At 66.9% G+C, this 18,820-nt stretch carries 15 protein-coding genes; 4 read left to right on the top strand and 11 right to left on the bottom strand.

Features of this window, described 5'->3' with window-relative positions:
* Positions 1 to 4 precede the first annotated feature (4 nt).
* From GH747_RS17335 to GH747_RS17315, 5 genes are all read right to left on the bottom strand, one after another.
* Complete coding sequence (locus GH747_RS17335) at positions 5 to 931, bottom strand: MurR/RpiR family transcriptional regulator (RefSeq protein ID WP_149770864.1); 927 nt, start codon at positions 929 to 931, stop codon at positions 5 to 7.
* A 126-nt stretch (positions 932 to 1,057) separates the two neighbouring features.
* Entirely contained in the window at positions 1,058 to 2,290 is a 1,233-nt protein-coding gene (locus tag GH747_RS17330) for a hypothetical protein (protein ID WP_149770863.1), read from the bottom strand.
* On the bottom strand, positions 2,287 to 4,833 hold the full coding sequence (locus GH747_RS17325) for a hypothetical protein (RefSeq protein ID WP_149770862.1): 2,547 nt from the start codon (positions 4,831 to 4,833) through the stop codon (positions 2,287 to 2,289). Before GH747_RS17325 ends, GH747_RS17330 begins: the two co-directional genes overlap by 4 nt.
* A gap of 115 nt (positions 4,834 to 4,948) precedes the next feature.
* Positions 4,949 to 5,341, bottom strand: a complete 393-nt coding sequence (locus tag GH747_RS17320) for a type II toxin-antitoxin system VapC family toxin (protein ID WP_149770861.1) — start codon at positions 5,339 to 5,341, stop codon at positions 4,949 to 4,951.
* The gene (locus tag GH747_RS17315) at positions 5,338 to 5,565 is read right to left on the bottom strand and encodes a FitA-like ribbon-helix-helix domain-containing protein (protein ID WP_377036083.1); all 228 of its coding nucleotides are present in this window, start codon (positions 5,563 to 5,565) and stop codon (positions 5,338 to 5,340) included. Before GH747_RS17315 ends, GH747_RS17320 begins: the two co-directional genes overlap by 4 nt.
* Before the next feature lie 534 nt (positions 5,566 to 6,099).
* On the opposite strand from GH747_RS17315, the gene GH747_RS17310 reads away from it, so the two are divergent.
* The 3 genes from GH747_RS17310 to GH747_RS17300 all read left to right on the top strand — a co-directional run bounded on the left by GH747_RS17310 (position 6,100) and on the right by GH747_RS17300 (position 8,619).
* On the top strand, positions 6,100 to 7,287 hold the full coding sequence (locus tag GH747_RS17310) for a TRAFAC clade GTPase domain-containing protein (RefSeq protein WP_149770859.1): 1,188 nt from the start codon (positions 6,100 to 6,102) through the stop codon (positions 7,285 to 7,287).
* Positions 7,284 to 7,640 (top strand): hypothetical protein, encoded by a 357-nt coding sequence (locus tag GH747_RS17305; RefSeq protein ID WP_149770858.1) that lies wholly within the window; start codon positions 7,284 to 7,286, stop codon positions 7,638 to 7,640. Before GH747_RS17310 ends, GH747_RS17305 begins: the two co-directional genes overlap by 4 nt.
* A 358-nt stretch (positions 7,641 to 7,998) precedes the next feature.
* Positions 7,999 to 8,619, top strand: a complete 621-nt coding sequence (locus GH747_RS17300; RefSeq protein WP_205602997.1) for an HNH endonuclease — start codon at positions 7,999 to 8,001, stop codon at positions 8,617 to 8,619.
* On the opposite strand, the gene GH747_RS17295 is transcribed toward GH747_RS17300, so the two are convergent.
* Positions 8,620 to 8,934, bottom strand: coding sequence for a nucleotide pyrophosphohydrolase (locus GH747_RS17295; protein ID WP_228552972.1), 315 nt, complete (start codon positions 8,932 to 8,934; stop codon positions 8,620 to 8,622).
* Between the two features lie 13 nt (positions 8,935 to 8,947).
* Positions 8,948 to 10,786 (bottom strand): DUF2075 domain-containing protein, encoded by a 1,839-nt coding sequence (locus tag GH747_RS17290; protein WP_149770857.1) that lies wholly within the window; start codon positions 10,784 to 10,786, stop codon positions 8,948 to 8,950.
* A gap of 296 nt (positions 10,787 to 11,082) precedes the next feature.
* Between GH747_RS17290 and GH747_RS17285 the strand changes: the two genes are divergently transcribed.
* Complete coding sequence (locus GH747_RS17285; protein WP_228552970.1) at positions 11,083 to 11,466, top strand: very short patch repair endonuclease; 384 nt, start codon at positions 11,083 to 11,085, stop codon at positions 11,464 to 11,466.
* Here GH747_RS17285 and GH747_RS17280 read toward each other — a convergent pair.
* The 4 genes from GH747_RS17280 to GH747_RS17265 form a co-directional block, all read right to left on the bottom strand.
* Positions 11,463 to 12,845, bottom strand: coding sequence for a DNA cytosine methyltransferase (locus GH747_RS17280; RefSeq protein ID WP_149770856.1), 1,383 nt, complete (start codon positions 12,843 to 12,845; stop codon positions 11,463 to 11,465). The two genes, GH747_RS17285 and GH747_RS17280, sit on opposite strands and share 4 nt — an antisense overlap.
* A gap of 65 nt (positions 12,846 to 12,910) precedes the next feature.
* Positions 12,911 to 14,011 (bottom strand): PD-(D/E)XK motif protein, encoded by a 1,101-nt coding sequence (locus tag GH747_RS17275; RefSeq protein WP_149770855.1) that lies wholly within the window; start codon positions 14,009 to 14,011, stop codon positions 12,911 to 12,913.
* The gene (locus GH747_RS17270) at positions 14,004 to 16,748 is read right to left on the bottom strand and encodes a Z1 domain-containing protein (RefSeq protein WP_149770854.1); all 2,745 of its coding nucleotides are present in this window, start codon (positions 16,746 to 16,748) and stop codon (positions 14,004 to 14,006) included. The genes GH747_RS17275 and GH747_RS17270 overlap by 8 nt, the downstream gene beginning before the upstream one ends.
* Positions 16,741 to 18,603: a DUF262 domain-containing protein gene (locus GH747_RS17265; RefSeq protein ID WP_163695727.1), complete on the bottom strand. Its 1,863-nt coding sequence runs from the start codon at positions 18,601 to 18,603 to the stop codon at positions 16,741 to 16,743. Before GH747_RS17265 ends, GH747_RS17270 begins: the two co-directional genes overlap by 8 nt.
* Positions 18,604 to 18,820 lie beyond the last annotated feature (217 nt).

The following is an 18,820-nucleotide window of genomic DNA, read 5'->3' as shown; positions in this document are numbered from 1 at the left end:
TGGGTCAGCGTGAGTTCGTGCGGGTGGAGCGGGTACGGCGTTCGGGTCGGCGCGGTCGTACGGCGCGCTCGGTCACGGACAAGAGCTGGACGGTGCGGTCGTAGTCGTGCTGGCCGACGGCGAGGTAGAGCATCTCGACGACGGCAAGCTCGGAGTGCCGGGACGCGAGCGGGCCGTCCTGGAACGTGGTCTCCTCGGCGACGGTGACGAGGAGGTGGTCGGCGAGCTGGGCGAGGCGCGAGCGCGGCCCGGCGGTGATCGCGACGGTGCGCGCGCCGTGCTCGCGTGCGGTGGCGAGCATGTCGAGGGTCTCGTCGGTCTCGCCGGAGTACGAGACGGCAATCGCGACGTCGCGGTCGGTGAGCTGCGCGGCGGCGACGAGCCCGTCGTGGACGTCGGCGTACGTCCAGCACGCGACACCGATGCGGCTCAGCCGGAGCTCGAGCTCGCGCGCCATCACGCCACTGCCACTGACGGCGTACACGTTGACGCGGGTCGCGCCGCTGATCGCTGCCGCCGCCGCGGCGACGGCGTCGAGGTCGAGGCCGGCGAGAGTGGTGTGTACGGCGCGGGCCTGGACGGCCTCCAGCGTGCGGGCGACGTCGGCGAGCGAGTCGTTGGGGCCGATCTCGCGGCTGATGTCGGCGTTCCAGCTCCCGTACGCCGTCGCGGCCGCCTCGGTGATGACGCTGACCCGGAGTGCCGGGTAGCCGTCGAGGCCGAGTGCCCGGCAGAGGCGGGAGACAGCGCCCGTGGAGGTGCCAGCACTGGCGGCGAGGTCGTTGATCGTGCCGGCGACGGCGGAGCGCGGGTCGTCGAGGATCCGCTGGGCGGTGTGGCGGGTGGAGTCAGGGAGGTCCGGGAGGAGGAGGCGCATGCGGGTGAGGACGCCGTCAGGGGTGATCTGCTCTGTGGCGGAGGTCACAGCCATGACAAGAACTATCGCCGCTAGCGCAACTTCGCGCAAGCGCGATATGCGATATCACACGATCACGCCTGAGCCAGCTCTTGTAGACGAACACGTCGTCGCCGGCGGCGAGCGAGGTGGCCGGGTCGGTCAGTGCTTGGTGAGGCGGTCCGAGCGGCGCACGGCCCTGCTGTTGCTGAGCGCGACATGGGTGGTCGCAGGCGATGACGTCAACACCGGCGCGCTGACATCCATGTCGTCGTCGGAGGAGTCGTCAGCGAAGGAAACCTCTGGGGAGGAGCTTGCAGACGATGACTCGTCCGGTCGGCGGGCCCGCTTCCGGCTCGGCTGGGTGAGCCCGGAGTCGTCATCGCTGCCCGAGTCGTCGTCGCTGCCGGAGTCGTCATCGCTGTCGCGGCCTCGCTTCTTAGGCCCACCGCGGCCACCGATCCTGGGACACGGTCCTGTGTACGTTCGTTTGCCTGCTGCTTCGTACCCGAGCATCTCGACGTAGTCTCGCGAGCTGACCCATGCCTGATCCTGGAAATTCTCGATGGCTTTGGGTTCGGCGTGCGGCTTCAGCGTGAGGGTGTCCCCGGTGAACGAGACACAGTCGGCTGCGCTGGGAAAACTCTCCTTGAGCCTGGCGTCGGTGAACATCCGCTGGACAAGGTCGGTGCGACCATGCCGGAGGAAGCGCTGCAGCCAGATCGTCCAGTAGCCGGTTCCGATGATGGCGTACGCGACCGCGGCAGGCAGTGCCGGACTGGTGCCCGCTATCGCCGGCACCTCGGTGACCACTGCTTCAGCGGCCGCGTATGCGCTCTTGCGTGTGGCCATCCGCATGTCCGCGGCGACTTCGGTCCGGAAGGCCCCGACGTCCATGCTGTTGAAGCCCCAGAGGTTGATCGTCGCCTGGGCGCGAGAGCCCAGCGAACCATCCTCGAGACTCTTCGCCAGCGCTTGGTCGACGACGAGGCGGACGTTGCTGTTTGGGAAGAGGTCCTGACGGAAGGCATCGAGGTCGGCGTACGCGAGGACTGCTCCGTTGCTGGCGAACTGGAAGGCAGTGAAGGTGTTGATGGCGTCGGGCCACAGGTACTTTCCGAGGTCGGCAAGGGTCGCCACCTTCGCCGACTTTCGACTGTTGCAGGCACCGCACGCGACGAGGTACTGAAGCTCGAAGGTGTCGTACTTCATCGCCGTCGCGTTTCGGCCATCTTGTTGCGCCAACCGGTGCTCGACCTGAACCCCGGACGGAAGCGGCGCCTCGCAGGCGATGCAATAGGCGCCGAACGTCTTGACGAGCGTCTGCCCGTACACGGCGTAGCTCATCCCTGGGTAGCGCTTGACCGTCTGCTGCGGACGGTCGATCGGCCTCATGGGGATACCGGGGACGGTTTGCCGTCGAGCGATAGAGGGGGGACCGCCAGAGGTGATGGCGCGACGAGCGGAGCCATGCCGTGGCGCAGCATCGCGGCTGCTTCGATCACCTGGGCGTAGCCCGTGAGCTCGTCCGCACCTGCCGCGGCGGCTCTGGTGAGGAGCGCCGTCATGGCCTCGGCCTGGTCGTTCTCGAGGGTGACTCGACGTGCTTCTTGTTCCTGAAGGGTTGTCGAGTAGCTGTCGAGCGCGTTGCCCTGTCCGGTGAATGCGTCGACCAGAACACCGTCGGTCCGCATGACGGTGCGGCTCGTGGACAGGACGACGCCGGGGACCGTGAACGGCGTCGGCTGGTCGTCGACGGTCACGGTGCTCGTGTAGTTGGTGTCGACGCGGTAGTGGACGTGGGCCGGGTCGTCAGTTTCGGGCGCCTGGATCGTGCGGGTGGCAATAAGGTCGCCGGCGGACGCGCTCATCGCGCGGAGCGTCTCGATCTCGCGCCTGAGCTCGGCGCGTGCACTCACAGGATCGAGCTTGGCGGCGTGGCGGTCGATGAGGATCTCGGCCTGGTGCAGGGGGACTTCGTCGCGAGACTCCCGCAGGCCGTCGAAGTAGGCGACCTTCACGTCGGTCAGGTGGAGGACCGTGACGTACTCCTGGTTCATCTGCCGGAACACGTAGTTGAGGGTTCGGGAGAGGTTGATGTTCTCCAGGACGCGTTCGTTGTCCGCCTCCTCCCACGACTCTTCCGCGACCTCGTCTGCGGTGGTGACGGACACCTCGCGTGCCGCGGATGCCCGTGAGGTGTGCTTCTCGAGGGCGTTGCTGGTCGACTTGGCGAACGTCTCTCGGTCCGCCGCGCTGTTGCCCTTGATGCCGCCGGACACGTCGACGCTTGCGCTCCCCCAGCCCCACGTTGCGTCACCGCGCGCTTCGATGTCGGCGTGGTACTCGAAGCTGGAGGCGATGTCGCTGGTCGTCGAGTCCTCCTGCATCGCCAGGCGTTCGAACTCCGACTCCGCCTCATGGCTGGACGAGTCGAGGACCGACGAGGCCCGGGCTGAGGTGTGCGACATGCGGTGGTAGCTGCGGACCTGCATGCGGACCTTCTCCCCCGGCAGGAGCGTGAGGGTCTTCAGGGTCCGACCTGCGCCGTACCGGCCGAGGAAGCTGGTCAGGGTGTAGGTCTCGATGAACAACAGCCTCGGGCGTGGAGCAGTTGCGGTCCGCTTCGGGACCAGCCTCCACAAGTAGGTGCCCTCCGCTGTCGGATAGACGATGAGCTGGCTGCCGGAACTGGCCATCGCCGCAGCGAGGAGATGCGCGTCGACACCCTTCAGAGCCTGCTTGACCCCCTCCATCGAGACTGCGTCGATCGATCCCGCCATGAGGGGGAACGACGTCGGCGCGAGATACCCGATGGACTGCCCCGTACGGATCGCCGCCTCGAGGTCCTGCTCGGTCTGCGTCGTCCGCGCGGGCGGCTGGTAGTCGTCGCTCGTCGTGATGGACCGCATCCGAAGGTCGTTCAGAGGTGGTGAGCCCAGCGGTGCAGCCAAGGGCTGTCCGCTGCCTGGCGTCGTGGATCGCGGTGCGACACCCCTGGAGGTGTGCGGCGGACCCGGTGCCGGCGCCGGCGCGTGATCGGCGGGGAGAACAGCGAGCTCGACGACACGGCGGCCGGTGTGGACGACGTTGTCGGGCAAGGTGTGGGAGATGAAGAGCCGGTCCTGGTCTCCATCTGGCACATCAGGCTCGTCGGTGGAAGGCGGTGGCTGCGTGGACTGACCGGGTGGCGTCGTGTCGAAGATCTGAGGGATCGGTCCGAGGCTGTCGGCGGTGGTCACCAGCGGGCCGATGTTCCCGTTGGGCAGGATGGAGACCGGCTGGGTTGCTGCGGGGCCGCATCGGTTGATCCACGGCTCAGGTTGATCCACCGTCCATTCGGCCGGGGCAGAGTCGTAGTCGGCCAGCTGTGGGGTGTTCGCCGACCAGCTGACTTCGGCCTGGGTCAGCCGATGGGACCAGAACCGGCCGCCGGCGAAATCGCACGTAGCAGTGAAGCCCGTGCCGTACGTCGAGCAGAACATGACGCCGGTGACGTTCATCCCGGAGGTGGCGATGCCTGTGGGGACTCGGATCTTGAGGTCGGCGTCGAGGAATACCTCCACCACGCCGCTGTCCACGCCAATCGACACCCTGACCCATCGTTCGCTCATCGGCAGCTCGACGCCTGTGTTGAACCCGTGCCCGGGGCCATGGCCGGTGCCGTCGAAGGCTGTCTCAGCGGCGCTGACCGGCGTGGCGGTGTTGATGTCGCCGACGAACAGGGTCCAGCGAGCTGTTCCCTGCGCTGTAGCCCTGACTCCGACTGCCACGCTGGGCCAGGCAGCGAGCGTCACGGCGAGCGGGTACGCGCCGTTGACCTGGTCGAGGCCTGCTGGGCGCACCCATGCCTCGGCGGTGAGAGCGGCGAGGGGAGCCGGATGGACAACCGGCGCATCGATCATGAACCTCAGGCCAGCGGTGTTGATGGCTTCCATCGGTCGTCCTTCCGTAGCCGCTCTCTCTTCGACGCTAGGGGGAGCGCTGGCGTTTTGTCCGCGATATGTATCAACACCTCTGTGTCATCGCAGGAACCATCGCGAGCGTCGTCGGTCAGCCGATGACCTCGACCTGCGCACCGTCCGGCGCACCGCGAGCGAGACGGCCGTCCGTCGTCACCAGCGGGGCGCCGACAGCGGCTGCGCACGCGAGGTAGAACGCGTCGGCAGCCCGGGTCGACGTCCGCCATAGCCACGCAGCCGCCGCGAGGGGTTGATTCCCGAGGAGCCGGATCGGCATCGTGGCAAAGTCGTCCATCGCCTGGCGTGCGACTCGCGGCGACAGGTCGCGTCCGCGTTCCAACCGCGCGAGCGCGGAGACCACCTCGACCACCAGCAGTTCCGGCGCCACCCACATATCGTCCTTCGCGAGTCGGCGCTCAACCTGCGGCGCGCGCGTCGTACCAGCAAGCAGATCGACCACGGCGCTCGCGTCGAGGACGATCACCGCTCGGACTCACGTACGTCGTCCATCACCTGCTCGATGTCGAGCCCGAGCGGCTCCTCGGGCCGGTGGCTGGCGACGTCGTCGAGCCACGCGCGGCGTGACGGGACCGCGAGCTCAGCCCGCAGCAAGCGGATGACGAAATCGCTCATCGACAGATCCTCGGCCTCGGCACGCTCGCGCAGTGCGGCATGGAGGTCGTCCGGAAGCCGTTTGAGCTGAAGCATCGCCACGTCATGACGTTAGCATGACGCACGGCGCCAAGGAGGTCATGCGCTAGGGCGAAGCCGCCGATGGAGAACTTCCGGCCCCTCCTGTCATACGGGGAGCTCGGCCAGATCCTCAACGAGGAACCGAGCAAGCTGTACGACGCGCTGGCGCACTCGGAGGCAAGCCGCCGATCAGCCGACTGCCACCAACCTGATGGCCGGGTACAGCTAGTCGGGTCGACGAAGGCGCTCGGTACTGCGATGGCGGAGGTCGACGGCGCACCGCGCACGCCAGGTGGACGTGCAGCTCAAGAAGCGGACAGCGGACGTCGTCGCCCTGAGGTCGCTGGCGGCGGGGGACGACCGCGCCCGACGGTACGACCGAGCGACTGCAGCCGATCGCGCAACTGTCGCTGCCCGACTCCGCGGGCGTCGAGGCTGCCGCTGCCTGGACCACCTCGGCGACCGCGCTGCCCTACCCCTCTACCGGGACTCGACTGGCTGCTCGGCGGATCGCCCGCTCGCACTGAATGGATGAGGTACGTTCCCGCCATGGCCAAATACCCCAGGGTCCGGGAGCAGCACATCGCAGTATTCGGCGAGAGTGGCTCGGGTAAGACCGTCTTGGTCTCCTCGTTCTACGGTCCTGCACAGGCGGGCGCGAAATCGAACGATCTCTGGGACCTGGTGGCTGAAGACACAGGTCAAGGCAACCGGCTCCTTCAGAACTACCTCGGCATGAGGGATGACACCAAAGCACCGCTTGCCACTCGATTCGAATCCACGACCTACTACTTCTCAGTGAAGCTCAAGAGTGGCGACAACCCAGCTTCGAAGAAGCGAGCGTTCGATACGCTGCGGCTTGCCTGGCACGACTATCCGGGCGAATGGTTCGAGGAATCGCCTTCGACCGATGAGGAGGCGAATCGACGCATCGACACCTTTAGATCGCTGTTGCGCTCCGACGTCGCCCTGTTCTTGGTCGATGGCCAGAAGCTCTTGGACTACGAGGGGCATGAGGAGCGGTACCTGACGTTGCTCCTCACGAACTTTCGGCAAGGCGTACTACGGCTGAAGGAAGATCTTTTGGCCGACGAAGCTCGTCTTACAGAATTCCCCCGCATCTGGATTTTGGCGCTCTCGAAAGCGGACCTCCTCCCCGATTGGACTGTCCAGACGTTCCGTGACCTCGTGATCCGCAAGGCGAACGATGACGTCGACAGGCTGCGTGAGGCGATTCAGGGCGTGCTTGAGACCCCCGGCGCGCTGTCTATTGGCGAGGACTTCATGCTCTTATCCTCGGCCAAGTTCGAGCTATCTCCCGCCGACTCCGCGCCCGTGGAGATTAACGTGACTCAGCAGGTGGGACTCGATCTGATCCTTCCTGTAGCTTCCGTGCTTCCACTCGAGCGGCGAGTCCAGTGGAGCGAGCGCATGGAGATCCCGCGGAGGGTGCTCGACTCCTTGGCCGACGGAGCCGAGGTCTTGGCTGTCGCTCTCCTGGGTGGGAGGTTCCTGCAGGTTGACAAGTTGGTGGCCAAGGTTCCGAAGGTCGGTCCGCTCGCCAAGGTCGCTCTGCCTGCACTAGTCGCCGCGGTCAAGCTGAGCGAGACACAATTGCGTGAGATCAATTCAGCCGCGCGTGAGAAGCGCGACTACCTCACGGCAATGCTTACCCAGTTCAGGTTGGACCTCGACCAGGCCGTTACGGACAAGCTGTTCATCCGGAGCCTCAAGTGAATCTCGCCAAGGACAGCAACGGATGGCTCCTCTGGGCCACTCGGGGTCGCACGTGGGGGTTTCGATTTCTCCTGGACGGTGGTTTGGCCGATCCACTCGCGGAATATGACCGGGCATTTGCCGGCCACAACGACGAACCGGCGCTTTGTCACCGCGTTGGCACCTCCGTGGCGCTGCGGTTCCCAGATCCCGAGGGTCGGCGAGACACCGCCGGTCGCCTCATCCCGCACGAGTTCGTCGTCATCGGAGAGCACGCCGACGAGATAGCGTCTGTCGAGGATGGCCTAATGCGGATCTGGTCGCTCGTCTCTGACTTCTACGCGCGGGTCTGGGACGCCGAAGGCCCTACGTGATCCCTGCCTTTAGGCAACATTCGAGCGTTGCCGACAGCCTGCATTAGGCTCCCCATCACACACAGCACGAGCTTCGGCCCGACAGGTTCCCTCCGGCGCAACCTCCACCCGTAGCGATCTCGAGAGGATCGCCGCCTTGGCAGGTCACGTCATCACCGTGGGCAGCAAAGTCCCTGAGAACTGGAGACTCGGTAGAGACAACGGCATCTGGGCAACTCGGGCTCGACGCCCGGTTCGCGCGGGCGACGACCTCTTCTTCTGGATGTCGGGCGGCACCGGCCTCATCGCGTACGCACGCGCGACGACCGATGCTTCACCAGTCTCGTCCACCGACAAGCTTCCCTGGCCGGATCATCGCGTGAAGCCCTACGAGTACAAGTTCGGCATGGAGCTCGTGTCCGAACCGGACGAGCCGGTCGTAACGAGGTGGACCGACATGCAGTCCACGATCGGCTCAGGCGCGCTAGCGAGCAACGGCTTCATCACCGTGAAGACCGACATGGGAGTCAGCGACCTGATTGTCTACTTCACCGGTGAGGGGCACGGCGACGACACCCCGCCACTCTCCGAGCTCGACATCCCGGCCAACCTCGACACACGCGCCTGGCAGACCCGCGCGATCGCCGCCCGCCGCGGCCAGAGCGCGTTCCGCCGGCAGCTCCTCGACGCGTACGGCGGAGCGTGCGCCATCACTGGCACGCGGGTCACTGACGTGCTCGAGGCCGCCCACATCACCCCGTACCGCGGCCAACACACCAACGACGCTCGCAACGGCCTGCTGCTCCGGTCGGACGTCCACACGCTCTTCGATCTCCACCGACTCACAGTCCTCCCGACTCGTCAGGTCCGCGTCGCCCCCGCGATCGGCGGCGAGTACGCCCAGCTCAACAATCGCGAGATCGCTGTGGTGGTCGAGCAGCTTGGACCCGACACCGGGCTCCTCCGCAGGCACAACAAGGCCTGCAGCTGGCTGCGCTGACTACGCGCGATGCTTCTCCGCGTTCAGCCGCATCTTCCGCTCGGCCGCAGCCGCAAGGTCGACCCCGAGCACGTCCGCAAGTCGTACGAGATAGAGCAGCACGTCCGCCATCTCCTCTCCCGCCCGCGTCCTCAACGGCTCCTCGCCGGCGAGCGCGGCGGCTTCACCAGACGGCAGCCACTGAAACAGCTCGCACAGTTCCCCGACCTCCCCGACAAGCGCGACGATCAGCGACTTCGGATCATGAAACCGCTCCCAGCCACGCTCCGCCGTGAACTCGCGCATCGCATCCCGCAACGCCGTCAGGTCTGACATAACCGCCAGCCTCTCACGCCTGTGCCGGGATGAGTGAGTCCAATAACGCCTGCGTCTCGGGATCGGACGAGTACACGATCGTGCCCCGCATCCCGCGCGTCAGCAGGACCTTGTACGCGTTGCGGATCGCCCGATCGAACTCGCCGTACGACCCACGCTTGACCGCCGTGTCGTGGCTGGCATCGGGCTGCGCCACCCAGCGATCGGTTCGCCACACGAGGTCGGGCCCCATGATCACGCCGGAGTAGTCGTACTCGAAGCCCTGCGCGGTGTAGATGCAACCAACCTGGTCGAACCCGGCGGGATCGGTCGCCCAGAAGGGCGTCCCCGGCGCGCCTGCGTGCGACGTCTGCTTCTTGTTGTTCCACGGCTTCTGCCAGTCGCCGATCTGTACATCGGGCTCGAGGCCGCCGCCCTTGATCGGATCGCTCCACCGCCAGCAGTAGCCAGCCGCCATTCGCGCTCCGTACCCACCCGCGAGAAGAGAACGAAGATGCTCCTCCATCGGACTCGGCGCCTCTGCGAGGTCGAGCGCGAATGCCTCGTCGCCCTCCCACTCGACCGGACCGCCGGGCTCGAGCCCGAGCAGCCGCAGAACCCAGTGCTCGTACGCCCGACTCCCGCCGCAACGAAACTGGCCGTCGAGATCGACGACCCTCGTCTGCAGCCCGAGCCGCGTAGCCGCCGCTTCGATGTCGTCGACCGTGCCGATCTCGCCGGGGCGGACAACCTGGTGCTCGTCCAGCAGGAACACGGGGACCCGCGCAGCATCGATGAGCTCCTCGACCTGAGGCTTGCCCGTACGCTCGGTCGCCTTTGTATAGCGGTTCGCCGAGGTCTCACGAAGTCGGTGCGCCTCGTCGCAGATCAAGACGTCGATCCCGTTGCGCTGAGCGGTGACAAACTGGTTGAAGTACTTGAACATCCCCTTCACCCGCGGCGCCCGCGCGCCGGCGACCCGGCGGAGCGTCTGAGTGAACGCGCTCGAGCCAGTCGCATGGAGCGCAGTCATCCCCCGTCGCGACAGCTCACCGAGGAGCGAAAGGGCGATCACGCTCTTGCCGGAGCCGGGACCTCCGGAGATGACCAGCACCTCCTTGGTATTGCGCGCGTACGCTCGCTCGACGGCGCGGAGCACGAGCGAGTACGCGACCTGCTGCTCGTCGAGGAGGACGAACTGCTCACGCCGCTGCACCTCCTCGGCGGCGAGCGCCATCAGCTGCTTGCTCGGTCGTACGGCGGAGCTCAGGAGGTCGTCGGCTGCGGCGGAGCCCGACGCAGGCGAGAGCCGCGTACGGAGGTAGTCCAAAAACGCACCACGTCGCTGGCCGGTGTACATCCGCCCGTGCTCAGTCTGCGGGAGCTCCCAGAGCTCGGCGATGTCGGCGTCGGTGGCGTTGTGAAGGTATGCCACGCCAGCCAGCTGATCGTCGTTGTTCGCGAGAACCGCAGCGAAGTCGCCGAGGTGAGTGCAGTAGCGGCGGACCTGTTCGACCGGGTGAAGCCGCTCACCTGAGCCGTCGAGCTCGACGACGTCGATCGCGTCCTCGATCAGGTGAGCACGCGTCCACTGCTTGAGCTCGACGATCACGTACGACGCCGCGCCGGTGCGTGGATGTGTCCCGCAGAGAACTACGTCGGCGCGCTTGCTCGTCAGCGGGAGCTGGTACTCGACGAGCGCCTCGACCTGATCGAGCCCGGCGTCGGCGAGGTCGGTCGCGAGCACCGCCAGACTTCGCTCCCAGGACCGAACCTCTGCCGGCGGCGCGGAACGACCAAGCTGGTGGCGGTACTGCTCGACCAACGTCGGCACCAGCGAGCCGCCCTCGATCTGGGCGCGCAAGTGCGCCACCGAACCCCGAAACAACGGCACGACAAACCCCAGGAAGGCATGAGCACTTCCCGCACGGGTGGAGGCTTGTCATCGACGCGCCTGTCGGGCCGTTGCGGACTGATGGTGGTGAGGATAGCGAAACTGGCACGCAGCACACGCAACGCAACGCTGCATAGGATTGTCAGCCTGGAGCCGAGGCAATCGCTCGGCCTCACGAGACCGCAACGAATGCCTTGTTCCGCCGAACGGGAGCCAGCATGGGCGAAGAGAACCCCTTCCACGTTCCCGCGCACCCAGGAGCCAGCAGCGCGGCGGTGTCCGCGCGAATGTCGCGCGCGCTCCGGCAGGACACCAAGCCCGAGCTCTCGCTGCGGCGGGAGCTCCACGCCCGCGGCCTCCGCTACCGGGTCGCGTTTCCCGTCCCGGGGAACCGTCGCCGGAGCATCGACATCGCGTTCACCCGCATGCGACTCGCTGTGTTCGTCGACGGCTGCTTCTGGCACAACTGCCCCATTCACGGGACGTCACCGACGAGCAACAGCGGCTGGTGGAGTACCAAGCTAGGGGCCAACCAGCGCCGCGATGCCGACACCACACGGCTCCTCGAAGAGAAAGGCTGGACCGTCCTCCGATTCTGGGAGCACGAGCCGCCAGCGTCCGCCGCCGACACCGTGCTGGCGACCCTCAGTGCGCTCTAGCCGGCCCGCCTCTGGGACTCCTCCACCACGCGCTCCAACGCGTGGTCGGGACCGAGGACCTCTGGCGCGAGGACGGCATCAATCACCCGTCGGCCAGCTGCGGTCCGCTTCAGGATCGGCTCGTCACGCCTGACATGCTCACGCAGCACGTGCCACACCACCCCGACGTTGACGCCGTTGCCCAGCTGGCGGTACGTCGATGCCGCTCGCTGACCGTCGAACAGGAAGTTGTCCGGGAGCCCCTGAAGGCGTGCCGCCTCTCGAGGCGACAGCCGCCTGCGTCTCGGACCGATGATCGAGGTCTGCGTGATCGCGACCAACGCCGGGAGATGCGTCGCCCGCTTCGCCCGGATGCCCGACGGCCGCATCTGCATCACGCACTCCCACAGGGTCTGCGCCGACTGGGCCTGCCACTCGAACTTGCGCCGGGACGCGGGGAAGTCGCGAACTCCGTGACGGTCGCGCCAGGCGTCGAAGTCGCTCGCGTGGGCGGTGTAGAGGTCCGCGTTCTTCCGCAGGAAGTTCTCCTTCCAGCTTGGCGTTCCGTCGAGGATCTCGAGCGCATCAACGTGGACCCAGGCGTCCGACCAGACCGGAAAGCCGGGGAGACGCCGCATCGGCTCGCTCGTCCGCCCAGCCTCTTCCCGGCGCAGCCTCCACATCATCCGTACCCAGTCGTCCCAGGCATCGATCCAGCGGATCTCCTCGTCGGAGAGCTCGCAGCATTCGGCCTGATGGTCTGGCTCGAGCGGGAGGTCGACCTCGAGGTCCCACTCCTCTCCCCCGCGGAGCGACTCGTTGCGCACCGCCGGAAGCGGGTCGACCTCACCTAAGCCGTCCGGGTCGTGGGTCGCGGTGATGAAGACGCGCTCACGGACGTGCGGGCGTCCACCGCGCTGGCGCGGCAGCAGATGGGGTGAGAACACCGCCGGCTCGTCAGCGACGTGGTAGCCCTGCGCACGGAGCTGCTCGATGATGACCTGCCACTCGTGCCGGTGCCGTGGCCCGGCGAGATTGCGGACGTTTTCGAGCACGACTACCGGCGGGTGGTGAGCCTCGATGATCTTGAGGATGTTCCAGAACAGGGTCCCGCGTGTCTCGTCCATGCCACGCTGCGCACCGGACTTCGAGAAGGGCTGGCACGGGAAGCCCGCAGTGAGGATGTGATGCTCCGGCACGTTCATTGCGGTGTCGTTCGCGTCGACAGTGATGTCCCCCAGAGGCGAGTGGCCCCAGTTCTGCTCGTAGACCTTGGCGGCGACGCGGTCGATCTCGACCGAGTACACCGAGGCGCCACCGAATGCCTTCAGCGCAGCGGCGAAGCCCCCGATTCCGGCAAAGAGATCGACGAACGTGAAGGCAGGGTCGTTCGAGCTCATGTTCGAGGACACTACTTGATGCGTCAGACCAATCCCGGTACGACCCGCCGCCTGCGACGCAGCTCTCACGCCTGGCGCACCCCGACCGCTGACTCGGCGAGCACCGTACGTGAGATATCCGGCAACCCGACCACCGGATTCCGATCACCCCTGACTTGGGGCGGGAGGTTGACCTCGAAGCTGACCGTTGCGGCGTCGACGGCGCTCATGCTGTCGAAGTCGCTCACTTGAGGCAGCCTGAGATCGTCGCCGACGACGTCGTAGAGGCGCTCGAACGTCAGGCGGAACGGATGGCGATACCTGCTCCGCAGGCGGTCACGGGCGTGGTCGTAGCCGGTGGCGGCGTCGCCCCCGTACTGCTTGATCCGGGCCAGAAGATCCTCACCGTCCTCCGAGGGCAGGCGAGCCAGCAGGTCCTCGACGAGCTCGGGCAGCGTCATGCCTGCGCCGCTACCCGACGGCTGCCATCGGATGCCCAAGCTCAGGAGGTAGAGCGCCGTCTCCGGCTGGCCGTCGCGGGCGTGGCCGAGCGTCACTTGCAACGGGCTCTGGATGTGGTGGTGGGACGCCGCGCCGGTCGTGGTCTTGACCTCGACCCCGACCGTCCGAACCTGGAGGTCACGGTTCGACCGGAAGCTGCCGGCCCACCCGCCGACGATCTCGGCCGCGGCGGCGGACGGTGCCGCGCGGACGAGCGCGAGGAGCGCGACGAGCTCCCCGACAAGCCCGAGGAGCACCTGGTTCTGGATCTCGGCGCGGGAGATCGCGAGCGCGATGATTGGCTCCGTGGCCCGAAAGGCCCCCTCCCGATCGTCGACGAGTCCGCGCTCGAGCAGCTCGGCGGCGAGGAACGCAGCGACGGCGTCGAAGTGTGGGGCATCGGGCAGGACGATGCGCGAAGCCGCGAGCGGCTCGCCGCCCTTGGTCGTCCAGGCGTCGTGGTCGAGCTTCGCGCTCACCTGCGGGAGCACAGGCTCGAGAGGCGGCCCCGGGAGGAACAGCTCGACAGCCCCGCGCGGGTCACGTGAGACGGCGAGGCGGTGGCCCTCGTCGGCCCAGAGCAGCTCCCGGCTCGCGGCGTCACGGCTCCGCTCGAGATCGGCGATCTCGTCGCGCAGCCACTCGAACGATGCCGGTGGCGCGAACTCCGCGCTGGTGTCACTCATCGGTGCTTCTCCGTGCCTGCACGTGGTCGGGACCGCCGACGGGAATGGCGACACCCACGGCGATCGTCGCCTGGCCACCTCCGCGATCGATGACGTGGAACAGGATCAGTCCGTCGCTGCCCGGCGCCCGGGCCTCGGCCGTGGTCAGGTGGGACGGCTCGCCGAGCATCTCGTAGTCGAAGAGCTCGTCGCCCCGGATGACACCACCCGTACGGTTCCTCGAACCCCACGTCGCGACAAGGTCGTTGGTGCCTGCGAGAAGTTCCCGCCGCATCGGCCTGAGTCCCGCGAGTGGTCCGCCCGTCAACGGCTCCCCTGTTCCCGTGCGGATGCCGATCCGGAACCGCGGCTGCTGTTCCGCGCGACGGTCGAGGTCGAGCAACCGCCAGGAGACGGGGGGATCGTCCGTCGACATCATCCCAGGAACTCGGCGGTCGAGCGCTGCCGCCCAAAGCCTCAGGTACGCAGCGATGTCGTACGGAGAAGGATCGATATCTGCGATGTCGTCGCTGTCAGGCGCCCGATAGAGAGGGCTCAGAAAGTCGCCGGACGACATTTTTGCGTGACTCTCTGCCGTTGCCCAGCGTCGTTCGTCATCACTCACTCTCGCGTGGTCGGCGTAGCGCAGTCGGTCCAGCAGATCTGCGGCGGCGGCGAGGTCTAACGTCCGCTCGAGAAGGAATCCGCGGGGCACCTTCGACGCGTCTACCTTGTGCATAGGCTCCGCGCGCAGCGCGCCGACGAGCTCCAGGTTCGCCCGGTCCCCGCCGACCGGGTTCATGTGCCGTACGAAGGGGCGCGGCCCGGGCCACAGCTGGACCGCCTTCGCGCCCGCAATCTTTCCCGTCGCCCTGAACGAGTGGCCCTGGAGGACCGTGACGTCCGGGGCGCGATCGGGATCGGACGCCATCGCCTCAAGGATCTGGGTCCGAAGTGCCTCGTCGTTCTCGTCGTACTGCGCGAACAGCGCCAGCTGCTCTTGGGAGACGAAGACCCTGCACAAGTCGATGTACGGGCCGCGGTACCCGAACCACCGCTGCATCTGCATCTGGGTGTCGGCGAGCGGCTGATCGCTGGACCGGCTGAACAGCGTCGTCAGCAACCCCTCGAGCGTCAGGCCGCGTGACATGACGTTTCCCGAGACGAAGATCGTCGACAGGTTGGGCGGGGCCACCCACCCGTCGTCAGATCGGATCGGCGAGAAGTTGGGGCGGTCGTCGGCACGCTCGTCGCTGTTGATGACTGCCACGGTCGTGCCGGGGACGATCTCTTCGAGGATGAGCCGTCGGACCTCGTCCCACTCGCCGTCCTCGGGGATCCTGCGCAGCAGGTACGGGTCGGCCGCCGCGGCGACGAACTCCGACGACTCGCCGTACGACCGAAGCCACCGGAGCCATCGCTCCGGCGACAGATCCATGTCGGCGGCGATGCCGACGCTGCCCAGGGTCCGGGCACCGTCGTCGGGCGGTTCCGTCCCGCCCCGCGACCAGGCGAGTACTTCGTCGGCTACCTCGAAGTGCTCGTCCTTCCCAGCCCCTGGGTGGATGAGCATCGAGGCTGGCCTTGCGACGGCGTCGGTGACCTCTCGGCTGGACACCCCCCGGACGGTACGGCTCGTGCGTGGGCCCTTGCGGTCGGGCTCGCGCATGAGGCGAACGGCGCTCGCGACGAGGAACGCACGGATGGCCTCTGTCGTCGCTGCGTCTGGCGGGAGGTCGTCGACCGTCACACAGAGCCTTGCCGCCGCGAACCTCCGGTAGAAGATGTCTCCGCCGGTGTACCACCCGTCGAGCCCGTCGCTCACCCGGTACGAAGGGCTGCGGACCTCAACACTCCCTTCGGCACCCGGCGTGCGCAGACCGACGACGAAGTCGCGTGGTGCGAGCGGGTTGTCGGGGTTCTGCAGAAAGTTCGCCTGGGGCGTGGCCGTGTAGGCGATGTACGTCGCGTACAGGTGAGGGCTCGCCGTCTCACCGGGTCGCCGCCTCGCTTCCCACAGGTCTACGATCCGACGGGGCACCTGGCGCTGCTCGAGGACGTGCTCGACATCCTCCGTGCCGGTGTCCATCACCGACGAGTCGTCTGCCTCGTCATCGATGACGAGCAGGTGAAAGGGTCGGGTACGACGTGCGGCGGCGGGATAGACGGTCTCGTGCAGCATCTGCGCAGCGCGTTGCAGGTGCGCGACATTCTTCATCACGACCGCGATGAAAGGCCTCGACTTCGCGACGGCGCGACGCGCCTGCTGCCGGCTCACGCCGTAGACCATCGACAGGTCGATCCCCGCGTCCGAATCCATCGACCGCCGTGACGGAACGAGAACTCGTCGCTTGCTGCCATCGGGCAGCGCATCGAGCTGGGAGACCAGCCGTTCGAAGGTCTGCAGCCAGAGCGCCGAACGAGTCCCTGCGAGCACTACGACGGCGTCGACCCCAGCGTCCATGGCCTTGGCAGCGACCGCCATCATCGACGCTGTCTTGCCGGACTGGACCGCACCCATAACGAGACCGACACGCTCGCGGCTCTCGGGCCAACCGTCGTCGCCGGGCGACCCCGCACCGAAGATGCCCGTGTCGACGATGAAGTCGGCGTCGTCGGCGACGGCGCGCCTGCTCTCCTCACCGAGACCTGACGCTCGGAGACTCTGGTTGTAGGCGTCCCACCACGTCACCCGGTCGCCCGTGGACGCGCGCTCGACAGCAGTCGTCCCGAAGCGAGCGGCACCAGGCTCAGACATCGACGGTGTTCAGCCCCAAGAGCGTCCCGAGCCCCGAACTACCGAAGCGTTCGCGCAGCGCCCGGTCTGCCTCGACGCCGTCGACGCCGAGAATCTCCAGCAGGTTCTCCACCACCATGGCGATGAATCTCCACTGCTCCCTCGACTGCGTCTTCTCCGGCCTCCTCCACCCTGCGGAGCGTTCACGGATCGTTTCCGAAGCGTCCTCTGCAACCTCTTCGAGCTCGTCGTCGAGAATCAGGTAGGCGGCGCAGAAGGCGATGAGGCTCGCCACGAGCTGGAGCTCTTGCCACTTCTGGCCGGTCGCGTTCCGGAAGGGCACCCACACATCGGGATCGAGGCCGGCGTGCGCGTCGAGGCCGCGACGCAAGAGGATCATCGCCGCCGCGACGGTCTCGTCATCTCTCAGCACGTCGTGCCGGTCCTCCGAGACTCGCCTCAGGAACGAGTCGATCCAGCCCGCCGTCGACCGGCTCTCGGGCCGGCCGCCGTCGAAGAGGAGGACGGATGCGATCCACGAGAGGAGCTTCGTGCGCTTGTAGCCCGCCTTTCCGAACCCGTACGACTTGGTGAGGGTCTCTCCGGTCGACGACCACTCGTCGTCGTACGCAGCGAGGAACGGCGCGACGACCTCGACGTCGTCGGCGTCGCCGGCGGTGACGAGAAGCGCCCGCATGAGGTCGAGGTGGTGATAGAGCGCGTTGCGGATCTCTTCGGCGTTCAGGTGCTTGCCCTGCTTGTTGTACAGGCTGAACACCTCATGTATTTGCTCGTCGGTCGCGTCCTTATAGGTGATGACCGGGATCTTGTAAGTCGCCGCTTGCTCGAAGACGAACTTCACGGGACGCGGGTCTCCGACCACCGTGATGGTCTTGCTGCGGATCTCCGAGTAGTACTTCCCACGAAGCGGCTCGAGCTCGCCGCTCAGTGCCTTGACGTCACCCTTGCGGAGAGGAAAGGGGAAATAGTTCTTGCGTTCAGTCTGGGCCGTGAGGTTCTCCATCTCGTACTTGCGCCATAGCTTCTTGAAGGCCGGATAGTCCTCGGTGAAGATCGTGCGCAAATACGGCTCGCCCCACTCGTCCTTCTTCTTCTCGATCGTCTCGAGCGCGATCGGGTGCGCGCCGATAAAGCGCAGGATGGAGGTGAGCCGCTGCTTGCCGTCGACGACCTCGTAGATGACCCGGCCGTTCTCGAGGCGCTGGAGAATGATGATCGACGGCAGCGGAATCCCTCTAAGGACCGACTCGATGAGCATCTGCGCGTCCGTCGTCGGCCAGACATCCGCACGCTGGTAGGACGGAGCCAGGTCGATCTCTCCGTCGGCGGCGAACTGACCGAACTGCTGGATCGGCCATGTGTCGGCCTCCGCGCGGATCGGACCGGTGCTCGCGGACTCGTACTCCTCGGACTCCTCGACCGACTCGTCCCACGCGGTCACCCATGCGCGCGTGGCGGTCTCGAGGGTCGCATCGCCCTCAGAAACCCCCTCCATCGTGTCGAGGAACCGCTCTCTCAACTCCGTGGCGCGGTCAAGGCGCTCGGCTAACGCGGCAAGCAAGTCGGCCTCGGTCGCTCGCGAGGGGGTGCCGAGCGCATCCGCGAGCGAGGCGTCGAATTTCTCTGGACTCGACGGGTCGAGGTCGCCTGGGAGTTGCAACCAACCCTGCACAGCCCCTACCGACCCGCGCCACGAGCCGTCGTCAAAACGGACGTCGGCGGCCTCAATGTCCGGCGTCGTGACGGCGACCCCCTGGGGCGTCTCCGTCCGCTCAGTCGAACTGAGCTCGGCGATGGCCTTCGCGACGCTGCGCTGCAGGTCCTCTCGCTGCTGCTCGTCCTGATCCTCACTCATCGCTTCTCCTTCGACGTCCACCGACCGAGGCGCGGGAGGGGCTTGCATCAGAACCTCCACCATCCGAGGCCCACGCGTTGGCGACAAGCGGCGTACCGCCCCCTCCAGGAGCCGGTTCAAACCGACCAACGTGATCGTGTCACCGGCTGAGTACGCGCGCTCGTCCCACGCCACACCGAGATGGCTAGCGAGGGCGCGCCCCGTTTCGACCTTCCCT

The sequence above is a fragment of the Mumia xiangluensis genome (assembly GCF_010994095.1).
Taxonomy (GTDB): Bacteria; Actinomycetota; Actinomycetes; order Propionibacteriales; family Nocardioidaceae; genus Mumia; species Mumia xiangluensis.
Note: the sequence above shows the minus strand (reverse complement) of the source record. Positions and strands in the feature narration are given on the sequence as shown.

Excerpts from the sequence above, each read along its gene's own strand:
- GH747_RS17275 (WP_149770855.1), bottom strand. The coding sequence starts at position 14,011 with ATGAGTGACACCAGCGCGGAGTTCGCGCCACCGGCATCGTTCGAGTGG.
- GH747_RS17325 (WP_149770862.1), bottom strand. The coding sequence starts at position 4,833 with ATGGAAGCCATCAACACCGCTGGCCTGAGGTTCATGATCGATGCGCCG.
- GH747_RS17310 (WP_149770859.1), top strand. The coding sequence starts at position 6,100 with ATGGCCAAATACCCCAGGGTCCGGGAGCAGCACATCGCAGTATTCGGC.
- GH747_RS17330 (WP_149770863.1), bottom strand. The coding sequence starts at position 2,290 with ATGAGGCCGATCGACCGTCCGCAGCAGACGGTCAAGCGCTACCCAGGG.
- GH747_RS17270 (WP_149770854.1), bottom strand. The coding sequence starts at position 16,748 with ATGTCTGAGCCTGGTGCCGCTCGCTTCGGGACGACTGCTGTCGAGCGC.
- GH747_RS17335 (WP_149770864.1), bottom strand. The coding sequence starts at position 931 with ATGGCTGTGACCTCCGCCACAGAGCAGATCACCCCTGACGGCGTCCTC.
- GH747_RS17265 (WP_163695727.1), bottom strand. The coding sequence starts at position 18,603 with ATGAGTGAGGATCAGGACGAGCAGCAGCGAGAGGACCTGCAGCGCAGC.
- GH747_RS17315 (WP_377036083.1), bottom strand. The coding sequence starts at position 5,565 with ATGCTTCAGCTCAAACGGCTTCCGGACGACCTCCATGCCGCACTGCGC.
- GH747_RS17295 (WP_228552972.1), bottom strand. The coding sequence starts at position 8,934 with ATGTCAGACCTGACGGCGTTGCGGGATGCGATGCGCGAGTTCACGGCG.
- GH747_RS17280 (WP_149770856.1), bottom strand. The coding sequence starts at position 12,845 with ATGAGCTCGAACGACCCTGCCTTCACGTTCGTCGATCTCTTTGCCGGA.